The following is a 21105-nucleotide window of genomic DNA, read 5'->3' on the forward strand; positions in this document are numbered from 1 at the left end:
TCAGCGCTCCGCCATCGTGGCTTTCAGCAGGGCAGCGATCAGATCGGGCGTAATCTCTCCGGTCGCGGGTTGTCCTTGCGACCGCTGGAAATTGCGGATCGCGGTGCGTGTCGATTCACCGATCACGCCATCTGCCGGCCCGGGATCGAAGCCCAGCGATTGCAGGCGTTCCTGAAGCAGACGAATGCCCGTCTCCGGCGGAACTTGGCCCGCGAGTTCGGTAAACAGCTCTTCGACATTCTGGGCCGGCCGGCCGTCGGACGTCGGGGCTTCGGCGGAGTCGCCTTGCGAGAAATTCTGCGTCTGCTTCGACGAGTGCGGGGTTTGCGGCGCAAGCTTGTCCGGATCGCCGATGCCGGCCATGGCACCGGCGGGTTCGGCCAGGCGTTCCTTCTCCTCCTCGCTTGCCGCGACCGCGCGCACCGTCTCTCCGGCCGAGACGAAGCCTTGGCCGACCGAGATGATATTCAACTGATCCGGCAGGCCGGACACCCAAATTCCTCGGGTTTCGGCACGAACGAGGTCGACGGGATAGAACTCCACCGTATCGTCGGCGTTGACCGCCTTGATGCCGAGCGTGCCCTCGGTGTCGAGCGCCAAGAGGGCGGTCGAAACGAAATGAGCCGGCACCTCTCCCACGGGAATGCGCACCTGCGCGGAAATGCCCGCCGGGATATTGCGATCCGGATTCGGCACGGCGACCTCGACGGTGAAGGTGCGGGTGGCCGACGACGCGCTGGAGGCGATGTAGCGAACCGTTCCCTGCCGGTCCTGCCCGGTGATGAAGCTGACGTCCGCGGTCTGGCCGGTGTGCAGTTCGGCGATGCTCTGCTGCGGAATCTCGATCTCGACCACCAGGGGATCGATGTCGATCTGCGTGCCGACCTCGTCGTTGGCGGAGACGACTTCGCCGAGATCGAGGTCGAACTCGTCGAGCACGCCGGTGATGGGAGCCAGGATCTGCGTCTGTCCCGCAGTTTCCTGGATTTCGGCCAGGGCTGCCTGGGCGGCCGCCAACGCGGCTCGCGCGTCGGTCAACTGCTGGCTCGTCGCATAGCCACTCTTGGCCAGACGCTCGGCCGCGTCGAGATCGCGCTGCCGTGCCTCCAGCGTCGCCTGAGCCTGGGCCAGTTGGGCGGCTCTATCGGCCAGCGCGATCTTGGCGACGACGGCGCCCTTGTTCAGATAGTCGCCCTTCTTGGCCGAAATGCTCTCGACCGTGCCGGCGACACGCGCCCGGACCGGCGTCTGCTGGTCCGGCAGCGCTTCGCCTTCGCTGGCCACGAAACGCGTGACGGCACGCGCCTGCGAGGCCAGCGTCTCGACAGCCATCGGCTGGCGCTCGCGCGAGGATTCGTGCGGCTCCTGCGGCGGCTCCTGCGAGGGCAGCACATAGCCGCTGCCCATCCAGCCGGCGAGGGCGACGACGAAGAGCGCTGCGATCCAGCCGGCCCGTGACTTGCGTTCGCGACGCTGAACCGGTGCCGGGGGGGTCTCGGACCCATTATCCATGGTCATCGAGTCCGGTCCTCTTTTGAAGGTTCCTTCAGGCAGTCGGCGATTTCAGCGAGCTTGGCGGCGACGTCGGTGAAGAAGTTGCGAATGGCACAGACTCGTCTGCGCTCCCGGGTGCCGTCTTCAAACTCCGCCAGCAGCGCGCCGAGGGCGTCAGACGTCCGGGTCATCCGCCCAACCCGGTCGTTGAGCAGATTTGCCAGGGGCTTCGTCGTGAGCTGAAAGAAATCCTGCCGTTCGCCGTCGAAAGACAGGCGCTCGATGATGCGCTTTTCTTCGAGCATGCGGGCGTTCATGCTGATCGAGCCGCGGCTGACGCCGAGCCGCTTGGCCAGGTCGCCGAAGCTGATCGGCCCGCTCTCCAGGAGCAGGAGGGACAGCAGCCGCGCCGCGATCGGCGGCATGCCCAACGTCTCGAGGGCGCTGCCGACGCGATCGACGAAGCGATCCGGGTCGTCGTTGGCAGGCGCATCGGGTACCGAGGGGGGCGGTTCGCTCAGCATGCGCCGCACATAAGAGGGGCACAACGTTCAAACAAGACTGAACGTTCATTCCATGCGAAACGATTTTTTGCCGTGCTTTCGCTGCATCAATGGCGCGGCATGCGGGTGGAGACGCCGAAGGCCGGCAGCTCGACCTGCATCGGGTTCTCGGCGTGTCGGATCGCCGCAGGTCCGGTTCCGCGACGGCCGCCAATCGTTGGGCCGGATTGCGGCCGCCTATGCGGCGACCGCCATGCTCTGCTTCAGTTTGCGGCTGAGTTCGTCGAACGGCGACTCGCCGACCGGCTCGTGCGGGCGCTGCACGAGGCTCGAATAGACGTGTGGTACCAGGTCGACCGCCTGGTCCAAGGCGCCGTCGGCCCCGCGCTGATAGCCGCCGAGCAGTCTGAGGTCGCGAGTGTCCTCGAAGCGGGAGATCATCGACTTCAGCCGCGTCACCAGTTCGCGTTCCTGCGGCTGCCAGGCGAGTTCGGCCAGGCGCGAGATCGACTTCAGCATGTCGACGGCCGGGAAGCGCCCCTGTTCGGCGATCGCACGGTCGAGCACGATATGGCCGTCGAGCGTGCCGCGAATGGCGTCGGCAATCGGGTCGTTGTGATCGTCGCCGTCGACCAGCACCGAGAAGATGCCGGTAATGGTGCCCGATCCTTCGAGGCCTGGTCCGGTCCGTTCCAGAAGCCGCGGCAGTTCGGAAAATACGCTGGGCGGATAGCCACGCGAGACCGGCGGCTCGCCGGCGGCGAGCGCCACGTCGCGGGCGGCGTGCGCCAGGCGGGTCACGCTGTCGACGATCAGAAGCACGTTCTCGCCGCGATCGCGGAAGAATTCGGCGATGGTCACTGCCGTTTTCGGCGCCAGCCGGCGCATCATCGGGCTCTCGTCGCCGGTCGCCACCACCGTGATGACGTTCGACAGCTGGCCCGCCATCGTCTCTTCGAGAAATTCGCGCACTTCGCGGCCGCGTTCGCCGACCAGCGCGACGACCACGGTGTCGAATCCCTTGGCCCGCGCGAGCATGCCCATCAAGGTGGACTTGCCGACGCCCGAGCCGGCGAAGACGCCGAGGCGCTGGCCCTTGATCAGCGGCGTGAAGATGTCGATTACCTTGACGCCGGTCTTGACCGGCTCCTTGACGCGGCCGCGCTTGAGCGCGGGCGGCGGCGAGGCGTCGGTGGCGCGCTCCTCCAGGCCCTGTTCCATCGGCTCCAGTCCGTCGCAGGCGACGCCGAAGGCATCGACCGTGCGCCCCTTCCAGCTTTCGGCGGGCGAGATGGTGAGGGGGCCGATGCGCCGGGCCTTGGCCTTGACGCCGCGGGTGAACTTGTTGGCGAACGGCTTGACCGTCAGCGTCGATTCCTCGATGCGGACGACCTCGCCGATCTCGTCGCCGCCCGCGCCGGGGCAGGCGACGCAATCGCCCAATCGAACGAAAGGGGACAGGCCTGCGACACGAAAAGCCTGGGCCGAGACGTCGACGATATGGCCGTAGATCTCGAGGCAGGGCGCGTTCAGCGCAGCGGGAGCATCATGCTCCGCAAAGTCGCTCATTATGAGGTCTCTCCCAGATCTTTCACGGCGTCATCGAGCGACCGCTCGGATTTTTCGATCAGATTGGCGGCGCTCTCGAAGGCCCGCTGCACGCTGATCAGCTTCGTGATCTCCATGACCGGATTGACGTTGGCCTGCTCGACGAAGCCCTGCATGACGCCGGCATCGGCGAAGTCGAGCAGCGGAATCGCAGCCATGTCGGGGACGACGCCCGAGGTGCCGGCGCGACTGAGGTTGGCATCCGGCGGGATCTGGAACAGCCCGACGGCCCCGATCTGGGCGCCGTTCTGGGTGATCATGCCGTCGGACGCGATGGCGATCGGCCCGGCCGCCGGATCGACCAGGAGCGGTGCCCCGCCGACATCCAGGAAGGCTTCGCCGTTGAGCGTCTGCACGTCACCCTGCTCGTTGATGCGCATGCGCCCGTCGCGGGTGTAGACCGGTCCGTTCGGGCCCTGATAGGCGAACCAGGCATCGCCGGAGACGGCCATGTCGAGCGTGTTGCCGGTCTGAACGAGTTCGCCGGCCTGTGTCGACAGGAAGGTGTCGCCTCGCGAGGCGAAGGCCACGGGGTTCGCCCCGGCTTGCGAGATGAACGTATCGAACTTCACCTCTTCGGAACGAAACCCGACGGTGCGGGAGTTCGCGACGTTGTTGGCGATGGTATCGAGTCGCTTTTCCAACGCAATCTGCGCGGACAGTGCTACCGGAAGGGCGGACTGCATAAGGAATTACCCTTTCGAGCGGAGTGTCTGGAGGGTGAGGAGCAGGCTCGAATCGAGCCCGAGAGTGGTGGCGCTGCCCGTCAGCACCTGGACAGCCGGATTGCTCGCGGCAGTACTCGATGAATCGTTCTCCATGTCGTACATGGCGAGGAACTGTTTCAGGAATTTGTCCAGTTCCTCAGGATCCTGCAGGTCCTCGATGTCGATGCGGTCGCCGTACATATCGGCAAGCTTGTCGATATCGATCGAGCCCGTGGAGGAATCGAAGCCGAGCGCCGTCTGAGCAACTTCCAGCAGCGCCTCGTCCGCCAGAATCGAGTAGGCGCTGGTGATCTCTCCCGCCTCGGCCTTGCGTTGGAAATAGAGCGCCAGCCGGGTTCCCTCGTTCTGGTCGCCGGCGTCCTCTTCCAGTGTTTGGCGCGTGTATTTGTCGACGACCGTTTGCTCCAGCGTGGAAGCGTCGAAGGTCGCGTTGCCGTCCTCGTCGAAAGTAAAGGCCGACGCCAACGCTTTATAACGACTGTCAGTCAGCTTGTTGGCGAAGCTGTCGCTGTCGGTGACACCTTCCGATACGACTTTGCGAATATAGGCTTTCGCATAGGCCATGTCCTCAAGTCCGTATGCTTTTACGGCATACTGATAGACTTCGTCGCTGGCCATAAAGTCGTCGACTGTTTTTATGCTTGAAAGGCTAGCGCGAAATTTTTCGGTCGCGGTCTCGACAGCCGGCTTTTGCGAGGTATTCTCCAGAGTCTTCTCAAGATTGCGCGAGATGATCTGGTAATTGAGTGAGGCGGTGAGCATGGCACAGTTCCAGCGTTGGCGTGCGTTGGCTGGACCATCGACAATCGAACTTGCGCCAGGCTGGCGGCCCCGCAGTCAGGTCCGCGCAAGCCGATCTTTCTAGTTCAGGGTTGCTATCAGACAGAAGAAGAGGTCCCCCTGATGGGCATCATCATCGGACTCGTCGTTACGCTCGGTTGCTTGCTTGGCGGCTACACCGCGATGGGCGGACATCTGGAAGTGCTCGTCCAGCCCTTCGAGTACGTCATCATCCTGGGATCGTCCCTGGGAACCTTCCTCGTCGCCAACCCGATGAAGGTGGTCAAGGATACCGGCAAGGCGATCATGGAGGCGTTCAAGAACGCCGCGCCCAAACAGCGTGACTATCTCGATGTCCTGGGCATCCTGCACCAGCTGATGCGTGAGATGCGCTCCAAGTCGCGCAGCGAGGTCGAGGCGCATGTCGACAGCCCTCAGGAGTCGGAGATCTTCCAGGCATTCCCGAATGTCATGAAGAACACGCTGATGACCAACTTCATCTGCGACTACTGCCGTCTCATCATCATCGGCAACGCTCGGCCGCACGAGATCGAATCGCTGATGGAGGAGGAAATTCAGACGATTTCCCGCGACACGCTGAAGCCGAAGGCGGCGCTTCAGGAAGTCGCCGACGGCCTGCCGGCGCTGGGCATCGTCGCCGCCGTGCTCGGCGTCATCAAGGCCATGGGCGCCCTCGACCAGTCTCCCGAGGTGCTCGGCCACCTGATCGGTGCCGCTCTGGTGGGCACCTTCGCGGGCATCTTCTTCTCCTATGGCGTGATCGGGCCGATCGCCGGCAAGGTGAAGTCGGTGCGCGAAAAGCGGGTGCGCATGTACGTCATCATCAAGTCGACGTTGATCGCCTACATGAACGGCGCCATGCCGCAGGTCGCGCTCGAATATGGTCGCAAGACCATCTCGGCCAACGATCGTCCGACCATCGACCAGGTCGAAACCGAAACCATCGGCGGCGGCAGCGCTGCCCAGGCTGCGTAAGTCTCGATCATGGCTGCTCCCGCGAAAGACATCATCACCTCCGGCAACATCGGCGCGCGGCTTCGTTCGGCCAACGAAGTGGAGCCCGGCCGTCTGCCCCGACTGAAGGCCATCGCCGAAGAATGGGCCGAAGACGCGCTCACGGCGATGAGGAAGCTCTGCGTCTCGCCTCTCCAGGTGGAACTCGTCAGCATGTCGACGACGACCTTTTTGAAGTCGTCGAAGGACTATGCCCAGGCCGCGCAGGCCGAAATCGTGCGCTCGCCGGTGTGGAACGAGGCCGGGTTCGTCCTGGCCGACGCCAGCTTCGTCGATCTCCTGAGCGAGGCGCTGTTCGGTGGCGAGGGGGCCGGCAAGGAACCCTCCGGCAGAACGCTGACGGACATCGACCGCAATCTCGTGCAACTGGTCTTCAAGACCTTCAGCCGCAGCGCCACGCACGCCTTTTCCAAGCTTGCCAACATGCAGCTGGCGCTCGGCGGTCATCTGATCGAGCACGATATCGGAGACGCGCTGGCCAACGCGCTGCCGCCCGACAAGGTCCGCTATGTGATCGTTTCCTTCGAATTGCGATTCGGGGCGATGAAGAGCGTCCTGCGCTATGCGATTCCGGAAAGCTTCCTCGGCTTCCACCGCCGCAAGCTGACGAGCGTGCCGAAGGTCGAGACCTCGACGCCGGACGAAACCTGGAGCCGCGAGATCCAGGCGGGCCTCGGCAAGGCCGACATGCAGATCCGCGCGCTGCTCGGTGAGAAGTCGATCTCGCTGGAGACGGTGGCCAACTTCAAGGTCGGCCAGACCATCCTGCTCGACGAGACGATGCAGAGCCTGATCCCGATCGAATGCGAGGATCAGCGCCTGTTCCGCGGTCGCGTCGGCCGCTCGCGCGAGTTCTACGTCGTGCGCATCGAGGAAAAGATCGACCCGACGGAGGAGTTCATCGATGATATCCTATCTCATTGATGTCGTGCTGCTCGGCGCGCTGACGTTCACCAGCTGGCGCACGGTGACCATGTCGCGCGAGCTGCGCAAGCTGCGCGATGCGGGCAGCGATCTGAAGCGGGCGCTCGACGAGACGGACCGCACCATCAACAAGGCAGCTCACACGGTGGTGAGCCTCAAGCACGAGGGGCTCCAGGCCCTGCGGGCGCTGGAGACGCGCGGCGCCGAAGCGGTGGTCCTCGCCGACCGGCTGGAAGATCTGATCGAGCGGGCCGACTGGCACTGCGCCGGACAATCCGGCGGTCCGCGTCCGACGGTCGTGCCCGGACCTTGGGCGACGCGCGAGACGACGCGGTCCGTTCCGGTTTCGCACCAGCCCCGGATCGTAGACCAGAACGCATAAGCCGCCCCGAGGGGCTTCCAACATCAACCAAATCACAGGGATAAACCGGTGGAAGAAGACGATCTGCCCATGGGCACGCCCGAATTCGATATGGACGATGCCTCGGTCGAGGAGATGGATGATGCTCCCGAGGCCGTCGCAGAGACCGACGGCAAGCCGGACATCGGCATCATCATGAACATCCCCGTGACGATGCAGGTGGTTCTCGGCAAGGCCGTGATGCCGGTCGCCGATCTGGTCAAGCTGGGTCGTGGCGCGGTGGTCAAGCTGGACTCCAAGGTCGGCGAGCCGGTCGACATCATCGTCAACGGGCGCACCGTCGCGCGCGGCGAGATCGTAGTGCTGGAGAAGGAGGAATCGCGCTTCGGCATCACCCTGACCGAGATCGTCACCCCCACGGCGCAGAATCGCGCCAAAGGCGTTGCGGCCTAATTGAAGATGGCCACCACCTACGTCACTCAAAGTCGGATGGCGCCGGCCCCGCAGGGGGCGGCTCGCGCCGCCATTCTGCTCCTGACGCTCGGCGCCCCGGGTGCGGCGAAGCTGTTGAAACATCTGACGCCGGACGAGATCCGCGCGGTCCGCGAAAGCGCCGTCGATCTGGAGCCGGTATCGAGAGCGCAGCTCGACGAATTGGTGGAGGAGTTCCAGGAGGCGCTGAAGACCGGCCCCGGCCTTTCGGGACCGGGACAGCAGATGAAGGAACTGCTGAAGTCGGCGCTGTCGCCCGAGGAGCTTGCGACCATCCTCGACGACGATGCCGAGGACGACGAGACCCCGGCATTCGATCCCAATGCGGCGTCGGTCTGGAGCGAGTTGGAAAAGCTCGACAAGGAGGCCCTGGTTGCGACGCTCAAGCGGGAGCATCCGCAGGTCGTCGCGGTGATCCTGGCTAAGCTCGACGCCGATATCGCGACCGCGCTCGTGGTGAAGTTCGAGCCGGTGTTCCGGCACGAGGTCATGCGCCGCATGCTCTCGGTCAAGCAGCTCGCGGTGCCGGTGCGCATGGCGCTGGAAACCCAGCTCCGGCTCAACCTGCTCTCCTCCCAGGATCAGGGCGGCGGCGGCAAGTACACGGTGCTCGCCGAAATCGCCAACCGCATGGAGAAGCGTCAGGCGGACGAGCTCCTGGAGGCAATCGCCGCCACCCAGCCGAAGGACGCGGCCTCGCTCAAGAACCTGCTGTTCGCGTTCGAGGACATTCCGAACCTGCCGCTCAAGTCGCGGTTCGTGTTGTTCGACGGCATTCCGACGGAGACCGTCATCTTCGCCCTCGCCGGCGCGAACGAGGACATCAAGACGGCGGTGCTCGAGGCGCTCGGCGCCCGTGCCCGGCGCATGGTCGAGGCCGAACTCGGGCAGAACAACGACATGGCGGCCAACGACGTGTCGGCAGCCCGCCGCACGATTTCCAGGACCGCACTGAACCTGGCCGCCGAGGGCAAGCTGATCCTGCGCATGCCGGAAGAGAGCGAAGAATAGCCTGATCCTCGGGGGGGGGGGCGGCCGTCCGGGGATGCGGGAAACGCGGCCGCACGACGGGACGGTTCGATCCGTCCGCAGGCCGTCGGTCGCAAATGACGGCGGCTGCGGCGACATGATCCTCCGCGGGTCCTGGGCGAAGAAACGAATCGCCCGAGAGCGACAGGATCGAAAGTTCAAACCGGCCCCATCGATCCTGACGGCGGTTCGCAAGCCCGGTCCGGCCAGCACGCCGAGAGAGGGCAGGTCTTGGAGGTCAGCCGTCCGGTCAGCCGTGTGGAGCAATGGGGCTGAACGCCCGGAGGGATCGAAAACCTGCGATTGTCATTATTCCGAAGTCCGCAACCGCCGCCCGCGGACTTCGGAATGACGGCACCAAAAGCACTGGACCATCGGCCGCAGAATCGAGACGGCCGGAGCCAAAGCGCCAAATATCGGACGATAAGTCGGGATATAGCGAACAAAGTGCCGAAATGTTAACCGGGAACGAGGCAGGCTGAGCTTGGCGGAGGCTGAGGACAAGGACAGCAAAACAGAGCAACCGACAGAGAAGAAGATCCGCGACACTGTCGAGAAGGGCAATCTGCCGTTCTCAAAGGAAGCGCCGATCCTCGCCTCGCTCGTCGCTGCGATGGCGTTCATCGTGTTTCAGGCGCGGCCAGGTAGCGGCCGGTTGCTCCTTGGCCTGGAGACCACTTTTGAAAACCCCACGCAGTGGGATCTCGACACCGGGATCGATGCGCTTCATCTGCTTCACGTGCTCGGCCTCGAAATGGCCCGCTTCGTCCTGCCCGCTGCCGCCTTGTTCCTGGCCGGCGGTATCATCGCTTCGGTCTCCCAGAACGCACCGCAGATCAATTTCGAGCGAATCCGGCCGAAGGTTTCGAACATTTCGCCGAAGTCGGGCTGGAGCCGGATTTTCGGGGTGCGCGGCCTCACCGAATTCGGCAAGTCGGTGTTCAAGTTCGTCACCATTGGCGTGGTCGTCGGGATGCTCTTGTCTTCCGACCTCGTCACGATGCTGAACGCCATGTTTTCCGACCCGCTCCTCCTGCCGGAAACGATTCTCACGCTTGCCATGCGGCTGTTGGCCGGCGTGTCGATCGCGACGATTCTGCTGGTCGCGGCCGATCTTCTTCTGTCGCGCCTGCACTGGCGGCGCGACCTGAAGATGAGCAAGCAGGAGATCAAGGACGAATTGAAGCAGGCCGAGGGCGACCCGATGGTCAAGGCGCGCCAGCGCCAGATCGCCCGCGAGCGCACCCGCAAGCGGATGATGGCGGCGGTGCCGCAGGCCACGCTCGTCATCGCCAACCCGACGCACTACGCCATTGCGTTGCGCTATCGTCGCGAAGAGGGTGGCGCGCCGGTCGTCGTTGCCAAGGGCACCGACCTGGTGGCGCTGAAGATTCGCGAAATCGCCGAGCAGAATGACGTTCCGGTGATCGAAGACAAGCTGTTGGCAAGGTCCATGTACGACCATGTCCAGATCGACCAGATGATTCCGCCGCAGTTCTTCAAAGCTGTCGCCGAAATCATATACTATCTCTACTCACGCACCGGAGCGCCGGTGGGAGCGACAGCGAGCTAGCGGTATGCTTGATATCCGAAACCGACATACGGCAGCGCGCGAACGCATTCTGGCCGATGGCATCCAGGAGATCGTCGCCGAATTGCGGCTCGTGGAGGTGGTGGACTACATCGCCTTTCTGCGCATGAACCAGTATGGCAACATCGCCGACATCGTACGCTCGTCGAGCGAGCTTCATATGAAGCCGGGTGCCCTGCGTTTTGCCGATGGCGGCGATGTCGAAATCTCCTGGGGTTCGGTTCCCGTCATCATGCTCGATCTGACTTTCCGGCACGAGCCGGTGACGGTGCATTTCCGCCTGGAACTCGGGGCGGTGAACGCCGCGGTCGACATCAGCTATATCGAGGCGGCGCCCGATCTCGACGAGGAACAGACGACCGACCATCTGCGCCAGGCGATCGCGGCAGCCAAGCTGAAGCCGCGCACCTTCGTCGACGTCGTCTGAGATCGCGGCCGCGTCGCGCGAGCGGCTGTGAGAATGCGGGTCTGGCCGCGTGATCTTTGGCGGCCGGGGTGTCAGCCTGGGGCATGGAACCCGAACGGCACCGCACGATCGTCATGCCGGCGCCCCTGCGTCGAGGGGATCTCATCCGGTTTGTCTCGCCGGCGAACTCGCCGCGCCGCAAGGACGTGGAAGCCGCGGCAGAGCGTCTGAGAGGCTGGGGATTCGGCGTCGATTTCAGCGCCACTGTCTTCGCAAGCGGCATGATCGGACCGGCACCGACGACAAGCGTCCATCCGATTTCGACTCGGCCCTGCGCGATCTGGACGTTCGGGCCATCTTCGCCACGCGCGGCGGCAAGGGGGCCTATCGGATCGCGACCGCCTGGACTTCGCCGCAGCGAAGCGGGATCCGAAGCTTGTCGTCGGGTTCAGCGACATTTCCATCCCCCACATGGCGATTTGGAAAAATGGTGTCGGTGGCGGCCTGCTTGGCGCGCTTCGTGACGAGGATTGGACCCCCGAATCGCCGCTACGCGACCTTTTGACAACGCGAAACCGGGGCGTCATTGGTCGAACAGTTCACCGACTTCGCTCTGATCGGCTCGCTCACCCTTCTCGATCGTCTGCATGAACACCTGGCGCCTCCCGGCGACCCGGTCCTGGGCGAATTGCCGCTCGGGCACGGCGAAGAGGCCAAGGCGGTGCCGCTGGGTCCGCCCACCATCCTCGACTGCGCCCGCCGCGAGCTGATCCGTCGAATACACGGTCGGCTGAAAGTCCGCTGCGGCACTTACAGTGCTCGGATGCTGTCTTGCTCAAGTTTCAGACAAGCGCCTGCCGTTAGTTCTTGCCTCGTTACGACAAGAACGGCGGAGGCGTCGATGGATCAAATGTACCTCATGGGTGTCGCGTCCCGCCGGGCGGAGTGGCTTTCCAACCGCCAGACGGTGATTGCGGAAAACGTCGCGAACGCGAACACGCCCGGCTACACGTCGAAGGATATCAAGCCCTTCTCCGACGTCATGGAGACGACCCGGCTCGAAATGAGCGGCTCGAGCCCGCTGCACCTGGTCAGCGCGGGCGGGCGCAGCGTGGACGTCGAAGAAACCGGCGAGGATGCCTGGGATGTGCTGCATTCCGGCAACTCCGTCACGCTGGAGCAGGAAATGCTCAAGGCGGGCGAGGTGTCGCGCGACTTCGCGCTCAACACCTCCATCGTGAAAGCCTTCCACAGCATGTTCATGTCGACCGTCAAGGGCTGATTCCGCCATGTCCGATCCGATCATTTCGTCACTGAAGATCGCCTCGAGTGGTCTCGAAGCACAGTCGACGCGCCTGCGCGTGGTGTCCGAGAACATCGCCAACGTTCAGTCGACGGGCGAAACGCCCGGCTCCGATCCCTATCGCCGCAAGACGGTGACCTTCGAGAGCGAGCTCGACGCGCTGTCCGGCAGCGAAATGGTCAAGATCGGCGACATCGGCAACGACCTGACGCCGTTTCAGACCGAATACGATCCCGGCAATCCCGCCGCGAACGCCGACGGCTACGTGAAGCTGCCGAACGTGAACATGCTCGTGGAAATGGCCGACATGCGCGAGGCCAACCGATCCTATGAGGCCAACCTGCAGGTCATCAAGCAGGCTCGCGAGCTCATCAACATGACCATCGATCTCCTGAGGAGCTGATTCCATGATTTCAGCCATTGGTGCCGCGCTTCCGCGTCTCGATACCACCCGCATCGATACCAACATGGGGGCCAGCGGCGTTTCCACGCCGACTGCCGAGCAACTGGGGCAGCCGGCCAGTTTCTCGGAGATCATGTCCCAGGTCGCCTCCGATGCGGTCGGCTCGCTCAAGCAGGCCGAAGCGGTCTCGATCCAGGGCGTCAAGGGCGAGGCCTCGACCCAGGCCGTCGTGGATGCCGTGATGGAGGCCGAGCGCACACTGCAGACGGCCGTCGCGCTGCGCGAAAAGGTGATCGCCGCCTATCAGGAAGTCTCGCGGATGGCGATCTGACGCCTCTGCCGCGTCAGGGTCGCCTCCGATCCAATGTCGATAGCTGGCGGCCGTCAGGTCCGGCGCTTCGGCGAGCCCAACTCGTAAAGGACCCGTTCGCGGGAAGGAATAGTCGATGAGAGCACTTGCCATCGCCGCCACCGGCATGAGCGCCCAACAGACCAATGTCGAGGTGATCGCGAACAACATCGCGAACGTCAACACGACGGGTTTCAAGCGCTCGCGCGCCGAGTTCACCGATCTTCTCTATCAGGTGGAACGTTTGGCGGGCGTGCCGGCCCGCGGCGGCGAGGCTGTCGTTCCCGAAGGCGCGCAGATCGGCCTCGGCGTGCGCACGGCCGCCATTCGCTCGGTCAATATCCAGGGCACCTTCACCCAGACCGGCAACCAGCTGGATCTCGCAGTCAGCGGCCAGGGTTGGTTCCAGATCCAGGGTTCGGGCGGCGATATCCTCTATACCCGCGACGGTGCCTTCAACACCAACGATCAGGGACAACTCGTGACGGTCGATGGCCTGGCAGTCGAGCCCGCGATCAATATTCCCCTCGAGTCGACCGCCGTCAGCGTCAATTCGTCGGGTCAGGTTTACGCCACGGTCGACGGAGTCGAACAGGAACTGGGTCAGTTGACGCTCGTCACCTTCGCCAATGAGGCCGGCCTCGCGGCACAGGGTGGCAACCTGTTCAAGGAGACCGCGGCGTCCGGCGCGCCGGTGGCCGGCATTGCCGGCGACCCCGGCTTCGGCACGATCAACCAGGGCTATCTGGAAGATTCCAACGTCGATCCGGTGCAGGAAATCACCGAGCTGATCTCGGCCCAGCGCGCCTACGAGATGAACTCCAAGGTGATCCAGGCGGCCGACGACATGTCCGGCGTCGTCTCCACGGGTATTCGCTGATCATGAACCGTCCGCTCGCCTCGTCCGGAACGAAGCTGCAGATCGTCTACGCCTGCGCGGTCGCGGTCCTGGCGCTGCTGCTTCTCCTGGTGCCGTTGCGCGCCTTCGCGGCCGACATCGACCTGCCGGTCCCGAACGCCGTGGTCTATCCGGGCCAGGTCGTTCTCGACAAGGTGATGGACCACAGGCGATTCCGGGTGCCCGGCGACCGGCTGTCGGCTTACGCGATCGAGGAGGAGATGCTGGAAGGCAAGATCGCCCGGCGTACGCTTCTGCCCAACAAGCCGATCATGCTCGCCGATCTGACGACGCCGGATGTGGTCAAGGCCGGGGTGCCGACGACCATCGTCTATCGCGACGGCGGTTTGATGATCACGAGCCTCGGCGTGCCGTTGCAGTCTGCGGCCGAGGGTGAGGTCATCCGCGTGCGCAATGCCGACACCGGCGTCGTGATCGTCGGCATGGCCGCCAGCGATGGATCCATCGAGGTGAGCGCACGATGAAAGCGACGTCCTTCGGCCTGTCCCTGGCCTTTCTGGCCCTTCTGAACGTCCCCTCCCAGGGCGCGGACCTGGCGGGATCCTCCTACCGCGCCGGATCGAGTGCCACTTCGGCCTGCGCGGCGTCCTACATGCCGGCCAGCACCGGCGGCGTGCGGATCAAGGACGTCACTTCGGTCAAGGGCGTGCGCGAAAACCAGCTCGTCGGCTACGGTCTGGTCATCGGCCTCCAGGGGACCGGCGACAGCTTGCGCAACTCGCCCTTCACCGAGCAGTCGATCCAGTCGATGCTCGACCGCATGGGCGTCAACGTCCGCTCGAATTCTCCGCGCAGCCGCAACGTCGCGGCGGTCATCGTCACGGCCGAACTGCCGGCCTTCGCCGGGGCCGGTTCGCGGATCGACGTGACCGTCTCGTCGATGGGCGATTCGTCCTCTCTGATGGGCGGCACCCTCGTCATGACGCCTCTCTATGGCGCCGACGGCGAAATCTACGCGGTCGCCCAGGGCTCGCTGGCCGTGACGGGCTTCACCAGCGAGGGCGAGTCGGAGCGCTTGACCCAGGGTGTGCCGACCACCGGCCGGGTGGCCAACGGCGCATTGGTGGAGCGTGAGGTGCCGGGTACCTTCGACGACTCGATGCTCACCATGCAGCTGCTCAATCCCGACTATGCCACGACGATCCGCATGGTCGACACGATCAACGCCTTCGCCGCCCGATGCTATGGCGGGCCGGTGGCGCGCGAGCAGGATCTGCGGACGATCCAGCTGACCCGCCCGGCGCGCATCTCCAGCACGCGGTTCATCGCCGAGATCGGCCAACTCACGGTGACGCCGGATCAGGCAGCGAGAGTGGTGATCGACGAACGCACCGGCACGGTGGTGATCGGCCAGGAGGTGCAGATTTCGCCGGTCGCCGTCACCCACGGCAATCTGACGGTGCGCGTCACCGAACTGCCGGCTGTTTCGCAGCCCGCGTCGTTCTCCGACGGCCAGACCACGGTGACCGCCGAAACCGTCATCGATGCGCAGCAGGACGGCGGCAACTTCGCCATTGTCGAGGGCTCCAACCTCGACACGGTCGTCCGCGGCCTGAACCGGATCGGCCTGAAGCCGACGGGCATCATCGCGATCCTCTCGGCGATCAAGACTGCCGGCGCGCTGCAGGCCGATCTCGTGGTGGAATGATGCATCAGGACATGAGATCAATGATGAAGCCGATCCACATTCTCACCCGGCCCGTGCGGCCAGCCGCCGCCGCCTCGGCACTGCTGATCGCGATGGCCGTCCCGCTCATGCTGGGCTCGACGACAGTCATGGCCCAGGAGACGGAAAACCCGGCCCAGGCCGACGAGGCCGCCGTGGTGCCGGTGCAGCAGGTTCGCCGGATCGGTGCGGACGGAACGGTCGAAACCGCGCGCCAGGACGGCAGCGAGGTCGAGCGCTACTGCCTCAACATCGCCGACAAGGCCCAGGACGCCCGCTACGTCATCCAGGCGGAACGGCTGAAGGAGCTGGAAAAGCAGATCGAGACGCGGATCGCCGACCTCGAGGCCAAGCGCCAGGAGTATCAGGACTGGCTGCAGAAGCGTCAGCAGTTCATCGACAGCGCCAGCCCGGTCGTTATTGATATCTACGCCAAAATGCCGGCCGATGCCGCTGCGGCGCAGCTGACCAGCATCGACCGCAAGAGCGCGGCCGCGATCCTGGTCAAGTTGAAGTCGCGCACGGCCAGCGACATCATGAGCGAGATGCCGGCGCAGACGGCCGCCGAACTGGCCAATCTGATCATTCAGACCACCATGGACCCCGACGCGCCGTCGCTCACCACGGAGAAGCAGTCGTGATCAAGGCGAAAGGCGCCCTGGCGCTGACCGCGGTCGCCCTTCTGGCCGGCTGCTCGACGCCACCGAAAGATTTCATGCGCGAACCGAGCATGTCGCCGGTCGGCTCCGGCGTCGTCACGCCGCCGATCACCCAGCAGGTCGCCTATCCTGCGCCCGCGCCGATCGTCGGCCGCTCGCTTTGGAACGATCGTGGCGCCGCTCTCTACAGCGATCCGCGGGCGCTCAATGTCGGCGACATCGTCACCGTCAAGATCGTGATCAACGACAAGGCGTCGCTCGACAACAACACCAAGCGATCCCGCGAATCGGACATATCGAACGGCTTGGGCGCCGAGGGGTCGTATGAAGATATGAGCTTCGGGCCGCTCAGCTTCGATCTGGCGGCCGACAACAGCTCGGACATGGAAGGCAAGGGCAACATCAGCCGCAAGGAGAACATCAACCTGTCGGTCGCCGCTGTCGTGACCCAGGTGCTGCCGAACGGCAATCTGTTCATCAGCGGCCAGCAGGAGGTACGGGTCAACTACGAGGTGCGCGTGCTGTCGATCGCCGGCATCATCCGGCCGCGCGACATCCTGCCCGACAACACGATCTTCTACGACAAGATCGCCGAAGCCCGGATCTCCTATGGCGGCCGTGGCCGGATTACCGACGTCCAGCAGCCCGGCTGGGGACAGCAGATCTACGACGCCATCGCGCCTTACTGATCGCCGGCTCGACCGGACTGGGAAAAGCCCGCGCCGGCACCCGCCGCGCGGGCTTGTCGTTGCCGGGCGCCGCTCGCCGACTGTCGCGTGGCTGACCCCTGGGTGCCGTAACGATCGTCAGGCACCGGTAACGCTTTGTTAAGCAAGTCTCGGAACAGCCTGACCGGCTATCGCTTCAGGGGCCGGATCGTGCGCCCAGCTGTGCCGAGCCGGCCGAGCAATCGCTCTTCGCCTTGTCCAGCACAAGAAGGTTCGGCTGATGACCGATACGAGTGCCGACGGCCTTGAGGCCCTCAACGCGATCCTGGAAGAGAACAAGCCGAAGAAAAGCGGCAGTCTCATGCCCATGATCCTGACGGTGGTGGCGTTGACGGCCGTGGCCGTCGCCGGCGGGGCGGGTATCGGCTTCCTGATCGGCGGCAGCGAGCCGCCGGCGCCGCCCGCGGCCGAGGGAACCGCCGAAGCGGGCGCGAGCGAAGGCCATGTCGCCGCGCCGGGCAGCCTCTATGGCGGCGATCCCGAGGCCGGGCCGATCCTGCTGGTGCCGCTGGAGCCGATCGTCACCAACCTCTATTCGCCGAGTTCCGTCCTGCTGCGCATGCAGGCCTCGATCGTGGTGCGCGAGAACGAGGTGGAGGACCCGGACGTCCTGGCGGCGCGGATCGGCGGTGACATGCTCGCCTATCTGCGCACCGTCCAGCTGCCGCAGCTGCAGGGCGCGCGGGGCCTGCTGCACCTTCGCGAAGACCTGACCGAGCGCGCCAAGCTGCGCTCGCCCGCCGTGCTCGACTTCATCATCGAGACGATGGTCGCCGAATGAACAGGGCTTCGCTCCTCCTCGGGTGCCTGCTGAGCCTGCTGGTGCCAAGCCTCGCGCTGGCGCAGGACGCCGCCTCGACAGCGAACAGCCTGGCCTCGCTCATTCCGGCCGGCGATGCTGCCGCTTCGGGTCGTATCGTCCAGCTCTTCGGCATCGTCTCGGTGCTGTCGATCGCGCCCGGCCTTCTGGTGATGGTGACCTCGTTCACCCGTATCGTCATCGCCCTGTCGATCCTGCGGAGCGGCCTCGGGCTGCAGACGACGCCCGCCAACCTGATCCTGATCTCGCTGTCACTGTTCATGACCTTCTTCGTCATGGCGCCGACCTTCGATCGCGCCTGGAACAACGGTCTGAAGCCGATGCTGGACAATCAGATCACGGAGCAGGAGGCGTTCGAGCAGATTTCCGATCCCTTCCGCGATTTCATGCTGAGCCAGGTGCGCGCCGAAGATCTGGCGCTGTTCGACGACATCGCCGAGGCGACCAGCCGCAGCCGCGTCGAGCCGGTGCAGCAGGGCGACGGCGAGGGCGAGGTGGTGGACTTCCGCGTGCTGATCCCCGCCTTCATGATCTCCGAACTGCGCCGCGGTTTCGAAATCGGCTTCCTGATCGTCCTGCCGTTTCTGGTCATCGACATGATCGTGGCGACGCTCACCATGTCGATGGGCATGATGATGCTGCCGCCGACCATCATCTCTCTGCCGTTCAAGATCCTGTTCTTCATCCTGATCGACGGCTGGAACATGCTTGTCGGCTCGCTGGTCAGATCCTTCTTCTGAAGGCACTCCTGCTCGACCAAAATAAAAGGCCGGCGATCCTCGAAGAGGGCGCCGGCCTTGTTGTTTCTCCAGTTGTTTCGTCCCCGTTTTTTATCGAAACAGCTCGAGAACGGCTTCCGCCGAGGGGCTCGGTGACGGCAACAGCAGAGTGAGCTTTGCCGGGTCGAGAGCTGAGCGGCGCCCCTGGCGGGGAGTGGGTCGCATGATCTGCGTCATGGTCGTCATCGTTGTCGCCTTTCCCTGTGGTCGGCCCTGTTGGGCTCTTATGGGACGGACAATACCCGCCAGATCTGAATATCCTGCTGAAAACTATTACAAATTTTTTCCAAACTCCGCCCGGGACAGTAAGTTCTCGTAAAGCAAGAACACCCCCGGCGGGGATCGCCGAGGGTGTGCTTCCGTAGGCTGTTGCGGGAAATGCGCAACGGGGAAGTGCGGATTCCCGAGAAGCCTACTGGAAGAGCGCGAGGATGTTCTGGCTCGAAGAATTGGCGATCGAGAGCGCCGTGATCGCAAGCTCCTGCTGCACTTCGAGAGCCGACAGCTTTGCCGATTCCTCGTCCAGATCCGCATCGACGAGAGTGGAAAGCGCACTCTCCTTGATATCGTAGATCGACTGCAGGAAGGTCTGGTGGGAGTCGATCCGGTCCGCCATGGCGCCGAGACCGGTGGCGATCGACGAGGCGTTCGAAAGGGCGGATTCGATGGCATCCTCGATGTCGTCGATCTTGTCCGACGAACTCATGTCCGATTCCGTGAAGGTGGTGATGAAGGTCGTCAGTCCTTCGTCGCCGCCGATCGCCGTGTTGGTCAGGACCTCGTCGAGATCGACGCCGGGCGTGTAGCCATCGGTCAGAAAATCGCCGTTGCCGTCGACACCGATATTGAATGAAATCGCACTGGTCGAATTGAGCCAGTCGATGTTGTCGGTCGTGGACGCCGCCAGAGCCGAGATGATCGTCGACTGTGCGGCCTCGATCTCGTCCACATAGGCCGCCTGCTCGTCGGCGTCGGAGGTATTTTGATAGTTCGTCAGCGCCGATTGGATGTCGGCGAGCGCGTCGTAGATGCTCTCGGCCGCGGTATAGGCGGTTTCGGCGGCTGCGCTGTAGAGATCGAGATCGTCGATCAGCGTCTCGTAGGTCGACATCTCCGAGCTGATCGCCTTGCCGGCAGCCCAAGCCGTCGGGTCGTCCTTGGCCGAATTCACCTTCAGTCCGCTGGAGATACGGGTCTCCGTCGTTTCGAGGTCGCTGTTGATCGACTGCAGATTACGAAGTGCAGAATTGGCGGCGTAGTTAGAAGAAATGCCGTACATCTAATTTTCCCCGTTCCGATTTGTCGTTATCGACGGGAAACTACTAGGTCATATTTATTCAAAACCTAGCTTATCATAATGTTATAATTTTATATAATCAGTCGTATTGGCTTGGTGCCCAGATTTATATTTAGGAAAGCGCAAAGAGATTCGCGAAAATCGCGCGTGTGCCAGTCAGGAACAATCAACCATGGCCGAGCGGCTCCACGGGCCGCCAAACGCTGGCCACCCTCGGCGAAGATCGCCGAGGGTGCGTTCCAGTAAGTGGTCCCCGGGTAGCGCGCCACGGGGAAGGCGTGTCCCGGTGGGCTTACTGGAATAGAGCGAGGATGTTCTGCGAAGACGAATTGGAGATCTGCAGGGCGGTGATCGCCAACTGCTGCTGAACCTCCAAGGCCGAGAGCTTGGCCGATTCCTCTTCCATGTCCGCGTCGACCAGAGTGGACAGTGCGCTCTCCTTGATGTCGTAGATCGCCTGCAGGAAGGTCTCGTGGGAGTCGATGCGATCGGCCATGGCGCCAAGCCCGGTGGCGATCGACGTGGCGTTGGTGATGGCCGTGTCGATGGCGTCCTCGATGTCGTCGATCTTGCTCGAGGAGCTCATGTCGGACGACGTAAAGGTCGTGATGAAGGTGGTCAGCGAATTGGTGCCGCCGATCGCCGTGTTGGTCAGCACGTCGTCAAGGTCGACGCCGGGCGTGTAGCCGTCGGTCAGGAGTCCGCCTGAGCTGTCGACGCCGGTGTTGAAGGAGATGGCGGTGGTGTTGGAGAGCCAGTCGACGCTGTCGGTCGTGGAGGCGGCCAAGGCCGCTATGATCGTGTCTTGCGCAGCCTCGATCTCGTCGACGTAGGCGTCCTGTTCATCCGTGTCCGACGTGTTCTGATAGTTGGTCAGCGCCGTTTTGATGTCGTTCAGCGCGTCGACGATGCTCTCGGCGGCCGTCGCAGCGGTATCGGCTGCCGCGCTGTAGTAATCCAGATCATCGATCAAAGTACCGTAGGTCGAGATTTCCGAACGGATGGCCGTGGCGGCCGACCAGGCGGCGGCGCCGTCCTTGGCGGAGGCGACTTTCAGGCCGCTGGCAATCCGGCCCTGCGTGGTCTCAAGCGACTTGTTGATCGACTGCAGGTTGCGCAGAGCGGCGGTCGAAGCATAGTTGGTGGTAATTCCGTACATTTTGTTTTCCCCGTATGTCTTGTCGTTGCTGACGGGGATATTGATACTCAAAACTATTCGTAAAACTCAGAA

General features: G+C 63.8%; 24 protein-coding genes and 1 pseudogene. 18 read left to right on the forward strand and 7 right to left on the reverse strand.

Translation table 11 applies throughout. The features are described from left to right. The 5 genes from SMD10_RS08545 to SMD10_RS08565 all read right to left on the reverse strand — a co-directional run bounded on the left by SMD10_RS08545 (window position 1) and on the right by SMD10_RS08565 (window position 5095). Window positions 1–1518: an efflux RND transporter periplasmic adaptor subunit gene (locus tag SMD10_RS08545; protein ID WP_331685257.1), complete on the reverse strand. Its 1518-nt coding sequence runs from the start codon at window positions 1516–1518 to the stop codon at window positions 1–3. Continuing rightward, window positions 1515–2018, reverse strand: a complete 504-nt coding sequence (locus SMD10_RS08550) for a GbsR/MarR family transcriptional regulator (protein WP_331685258.1) — start codon at window positions 2016–2018, stop codon at window positions 1515–1517. The genes SMD10_RS08545 and SMD10_RS08550 overlap by 4 nt, the downstream gene beginning before the upstream one ends. A 216-nt stretch (window positions 2019–2234) precedes the next feature. Further along, the gene (fliI, locus tag SMD10_RS08555; RefSeq protein WP_331685259.1) at window positions 2235–3566 is read right to left on the reverse strand and encodes a flagellar protein export ATPase FliI; all 1332 of its coding nucleotides are present in this window, start codon (window positions 3564–3566) and stop codon (window positions 2235–2237) included. After that, on the reverse strand, window positions 3566–4291 hold the full coding sequence (flgF, locus tag SMD10_RS08560; RefSeq protein WP_331685260.1) for a flagellar basal-body rod protein FlgF: 726 nt from the start codon (window positions 4289–4291) through the stop codon (window positions 3566–3568). Before flgF ends, fliI begins: the two co-directional genes overlap by 1 nt. 6 nt (window positions 4292–4297) lie before the next feature. Then, window positions 4298–5095 (reverse strand): DUF1217 domain-containing protein, encoded by a 798-nt coding sequence (locus SMD10_RS08565; RefSeq protein WP_331685261.1) that lies wholly within the window; start codon window positions 5093–5095, stop codon window positions 4298–4300. Between the two features lie 141 nt (window positions 5096–5236). Here SMD10_RS08565 and motA point away from each other — a divergent pair, with 141 nt between their 5' ends. The 18 genes and pseudogenes from motA (at window position 5237) to fliP (ending at window position 18538) form a co-directional block, all read left to right on the forward strand. Beyond that, window positions 5237–6109: a flagellar motor stator protein MotA gene (motA, locus tag SMD10_RS08570; protein ID WP_331685262.1), complete on the forward strand. Its 873-nt coding sequence runs from the start codon at window positions 5237–5239 to the stop codon at window positions 6107–6109. 9 nt (window positions 6110–6118) lie between these two features. Further along, window positions 6119–7072: a FliM/FliN family flagellar motor switch protein gene (locus tag SMD10_RS08575; protein ID WP_331685263.1), complete on the forward strand. Its 954-nt coding sequence runs from the start codon at window positions 6119–6121 to the stop codon at window positions 7070–7072. Further along, the gene (locus SMD10_RS08580) at window positions 7053–7454 is read left to right on the forward strand and encodes a hypothetical protein (protein ID WP_331685264.1); all 402 of its coding nucleotides are present in this window, start codon (window positions 7053–7055) and stop codon (window positions 7452–7454) included. The genes SMD10_RS08575 and SMD10_RS08580 overlap by 20 nt, the downstream gene beginning before the upstream one ends. 114 nt (window positions 7455–7568) lie before the next feature. Continuing rightward, window positions 7569–7886, forward strand: coding sequence for a flagellar motor switch protein FliN (gene fliN, locus SMD10_RS08585; RefSeq protein ID WP_331685349.1), 318 nt, complete (start codon window positions 7569–7571; stop codon window positions 7884–7886). A gap of 6 nt (window positions 7887–7892) precedes the next feature. Next, window positions 7893–8936, forward strand: a complete 1044-nt coding sequence (locus tag SMD10_RS08590) for a FliG C-terminal domain-containing protein (protein ID WP_331685350.1) — start codon at window positions 7893–7895, stop codon at window positions 8934–8936. A gap of 502 nt (window positions 8937–9438) precedes the next feature. Beyond that, window positions 9439–10527: a flagellar biosynthesis protein FlhB gene (gene flhB, locus SMD10_RS08595; RefSeq protein WP_331685265.1), complete on the forward strand. Its 1089-nt coding sequence runs from the start codon at window positions 9439–9441 to the stop codon at window positions 10525–10527. A 4-nt stretch (window positions 10528–10531) separates the two neighbouring features. After that, the gene (locus SMD10_RS08600; protein WP_331685266.1) at window positions 10532–10972 is read left to right on the forward strand and encodes a BspJ family T4SS effector nucleomodulin; all 441 of its coding nucleotides are present in this window, start codon (window positions 10532–10534) and stop codon (window positions 10970–10972) included. A 49-nt stretch (window positions 10973–11021) separates the two neighbouring features. Next, window positions 11022–11602, forward strand: a pseudogene (locus SMD10_RS25575) (LD-carboxypeptidase). Then, the gene (gene flgB / locus SMD10_RS08605; protein ID WP_331685267.1) at window positions 11538–12233 is read left to right on the forward strand and encodes a flagellar basal body rod protein FlgB; all 696 of its coding nucleotides are present in this window, start codon (window positions 11538–11540) and stop codon (window positions 12231–12233) included. Before SMD10_RS25575 ends, flgB begins: the two are co-directional and overlap by 65 nt. Window positions 12234–12240: 7 nt before the next feature. Then, complete coding sequence (gene flgC, locus SMD10_RS08610) at window positions 12241–12657, forward strand: flagellar basal body rod protein FlgC (RefSeq protein ID WP_331685268.1); 417 nt, start codon at window positions 12241–12243, stop codon at window positions 12655–12657. 4 nt (window positions 12658–12661) lie between these two features. Next, a complete protein-coding gene (gene fliE, locus SMD10_RS08615; protein ID WP_331685269.1) occupies window positions 12662–12988 on the forward strand; it encodes a flagellar hook-basal body complex protein FliE in 327 nt (108 codons plus the stop codon). A gap of 115 nt (window positions 12989–13103) precedes the next feature. Continuing rightward, window positions 13104–13886 carry a flagellar basal-body rod protein FlgG gene (gene flgG / locus SMD10_RS08620; protein WP_331685270.1) on the forward strand — a complete coding sequence of 261 codons (783 nt, stop codon included), beginning with the start codon at window positions 13104–13106 and terminating at the stop codon, window positions 13884–13886. A gap of 2 nt (window positions 13887–13888) precedes the next feature. Further along, the gene (gene flgA / locus SMD10_RS08625; protein ID WP_331685271.1) at window positions 13889–14389 is read left to right on the forward strand and encodes a flagellar basal body P-ring formation chaperone FlgA; all 501 of its coding nucleotides are present in this window, start codon (window positions 13889–13891) and stop codon (window positions 14387–14389) included. Beyond that, entirely contained in the window at window positions 14386–15573 is a 1188-nt protein-coding gene (locus SMD10_RS08630; protein WP_432757211.1) for a flagellar basal body P-ring protein FlgI, read from the forward strand. Before flgA ends, SMD10_RS08630 begins: the two co-directional genes overlap by 4 nt. A gap of 20 nt (window positions 15574–15593) precedes the next feature. Beyond that, window positions 15594–16232: a MotE family protein gene (locus SMD10_RS08635; RefSeq protein WP_331685272.1), complete on the forward strand. Its 639-nt coding sequence runs from the start codon at window positions 15594–15596 to the stop codon at window positions 16230–16232. Further along, window positions 16232–16939, forward strand: coding sequence for a flagellar basal body L-ring protein FlgH (gene flgH / locus SMD10_RS08640; protein WP_432757213.1), 708 nt, complete (start codon window positions 16232–16234; stop codon window positions 16937–16939). The genes SMD10_RS08635 and flgH overlap by 1 nt, the downstream gene beginning before the upstream one ends. A 259-nt stretch (window positions 16940–17198) precedes the next feature. Further along, a complete protein-coding gene (locus SMD10_RS08645) occupies window positions 17199–17759 on the forward strand; it encodes a flagellar basal body-associated FliL family protein (RefSeq protein WP_331685274.1) in 561 nt (186 codons plus the stop codon). Continuing rightward, complete coding sequence (gene fliP, locus SMD10_RS08650; protein ID WP_331685275.1) at window positions 17756–18538, forward strand: flagellar type III secretion system pore protein FliP; 783 nt, start codon at window positions 17756–17758, stop codon at window positions 18536–18538. Before SMD10_RS08645 ends, fliP begins: the two co-directional genes overlap by 4 nt. A gap of 451 nt (window positions 18539–18989) precedes the next feature. On the opposite strand, the gene SMD10_RS08655 is transcribed toward fliP, so the two are convergent. Then, the gene (locus tag SMD10_RS08655) at window positions 18990–19856 is read right to left on the reverse strand and encodes a flagellin (protein ID WP_331685276.1); all 867 of its coding nucleotides are present in this window, start codon (window positions 19854–19856) and stop codon (window positions 18990–18992) included. A gap of 310 nt (window positions 19857–20166) precedes the next feature. After that, window positions 20167–21033, reverse strand: a complete 867-nt coding sequence (locus SMD10_RS08660) for a flagellin (protein ID WP_331685277.1) — start codon at window positions 21031–21033, stop codon at window positions 20167–20169. Window positions 21034–21105 lie beyond the last annotated feature (72 nt).

Source organism: Consotaella aegiceratis, from assembly GCF_036541425.1.
GTDB classification, from domain to species: Bacteria; Pseudomonadota; Alphaproteobacteria; order Rhizobiales; family Rhizobiaceae; genus Consotaella; species Consotaella aegiceratis.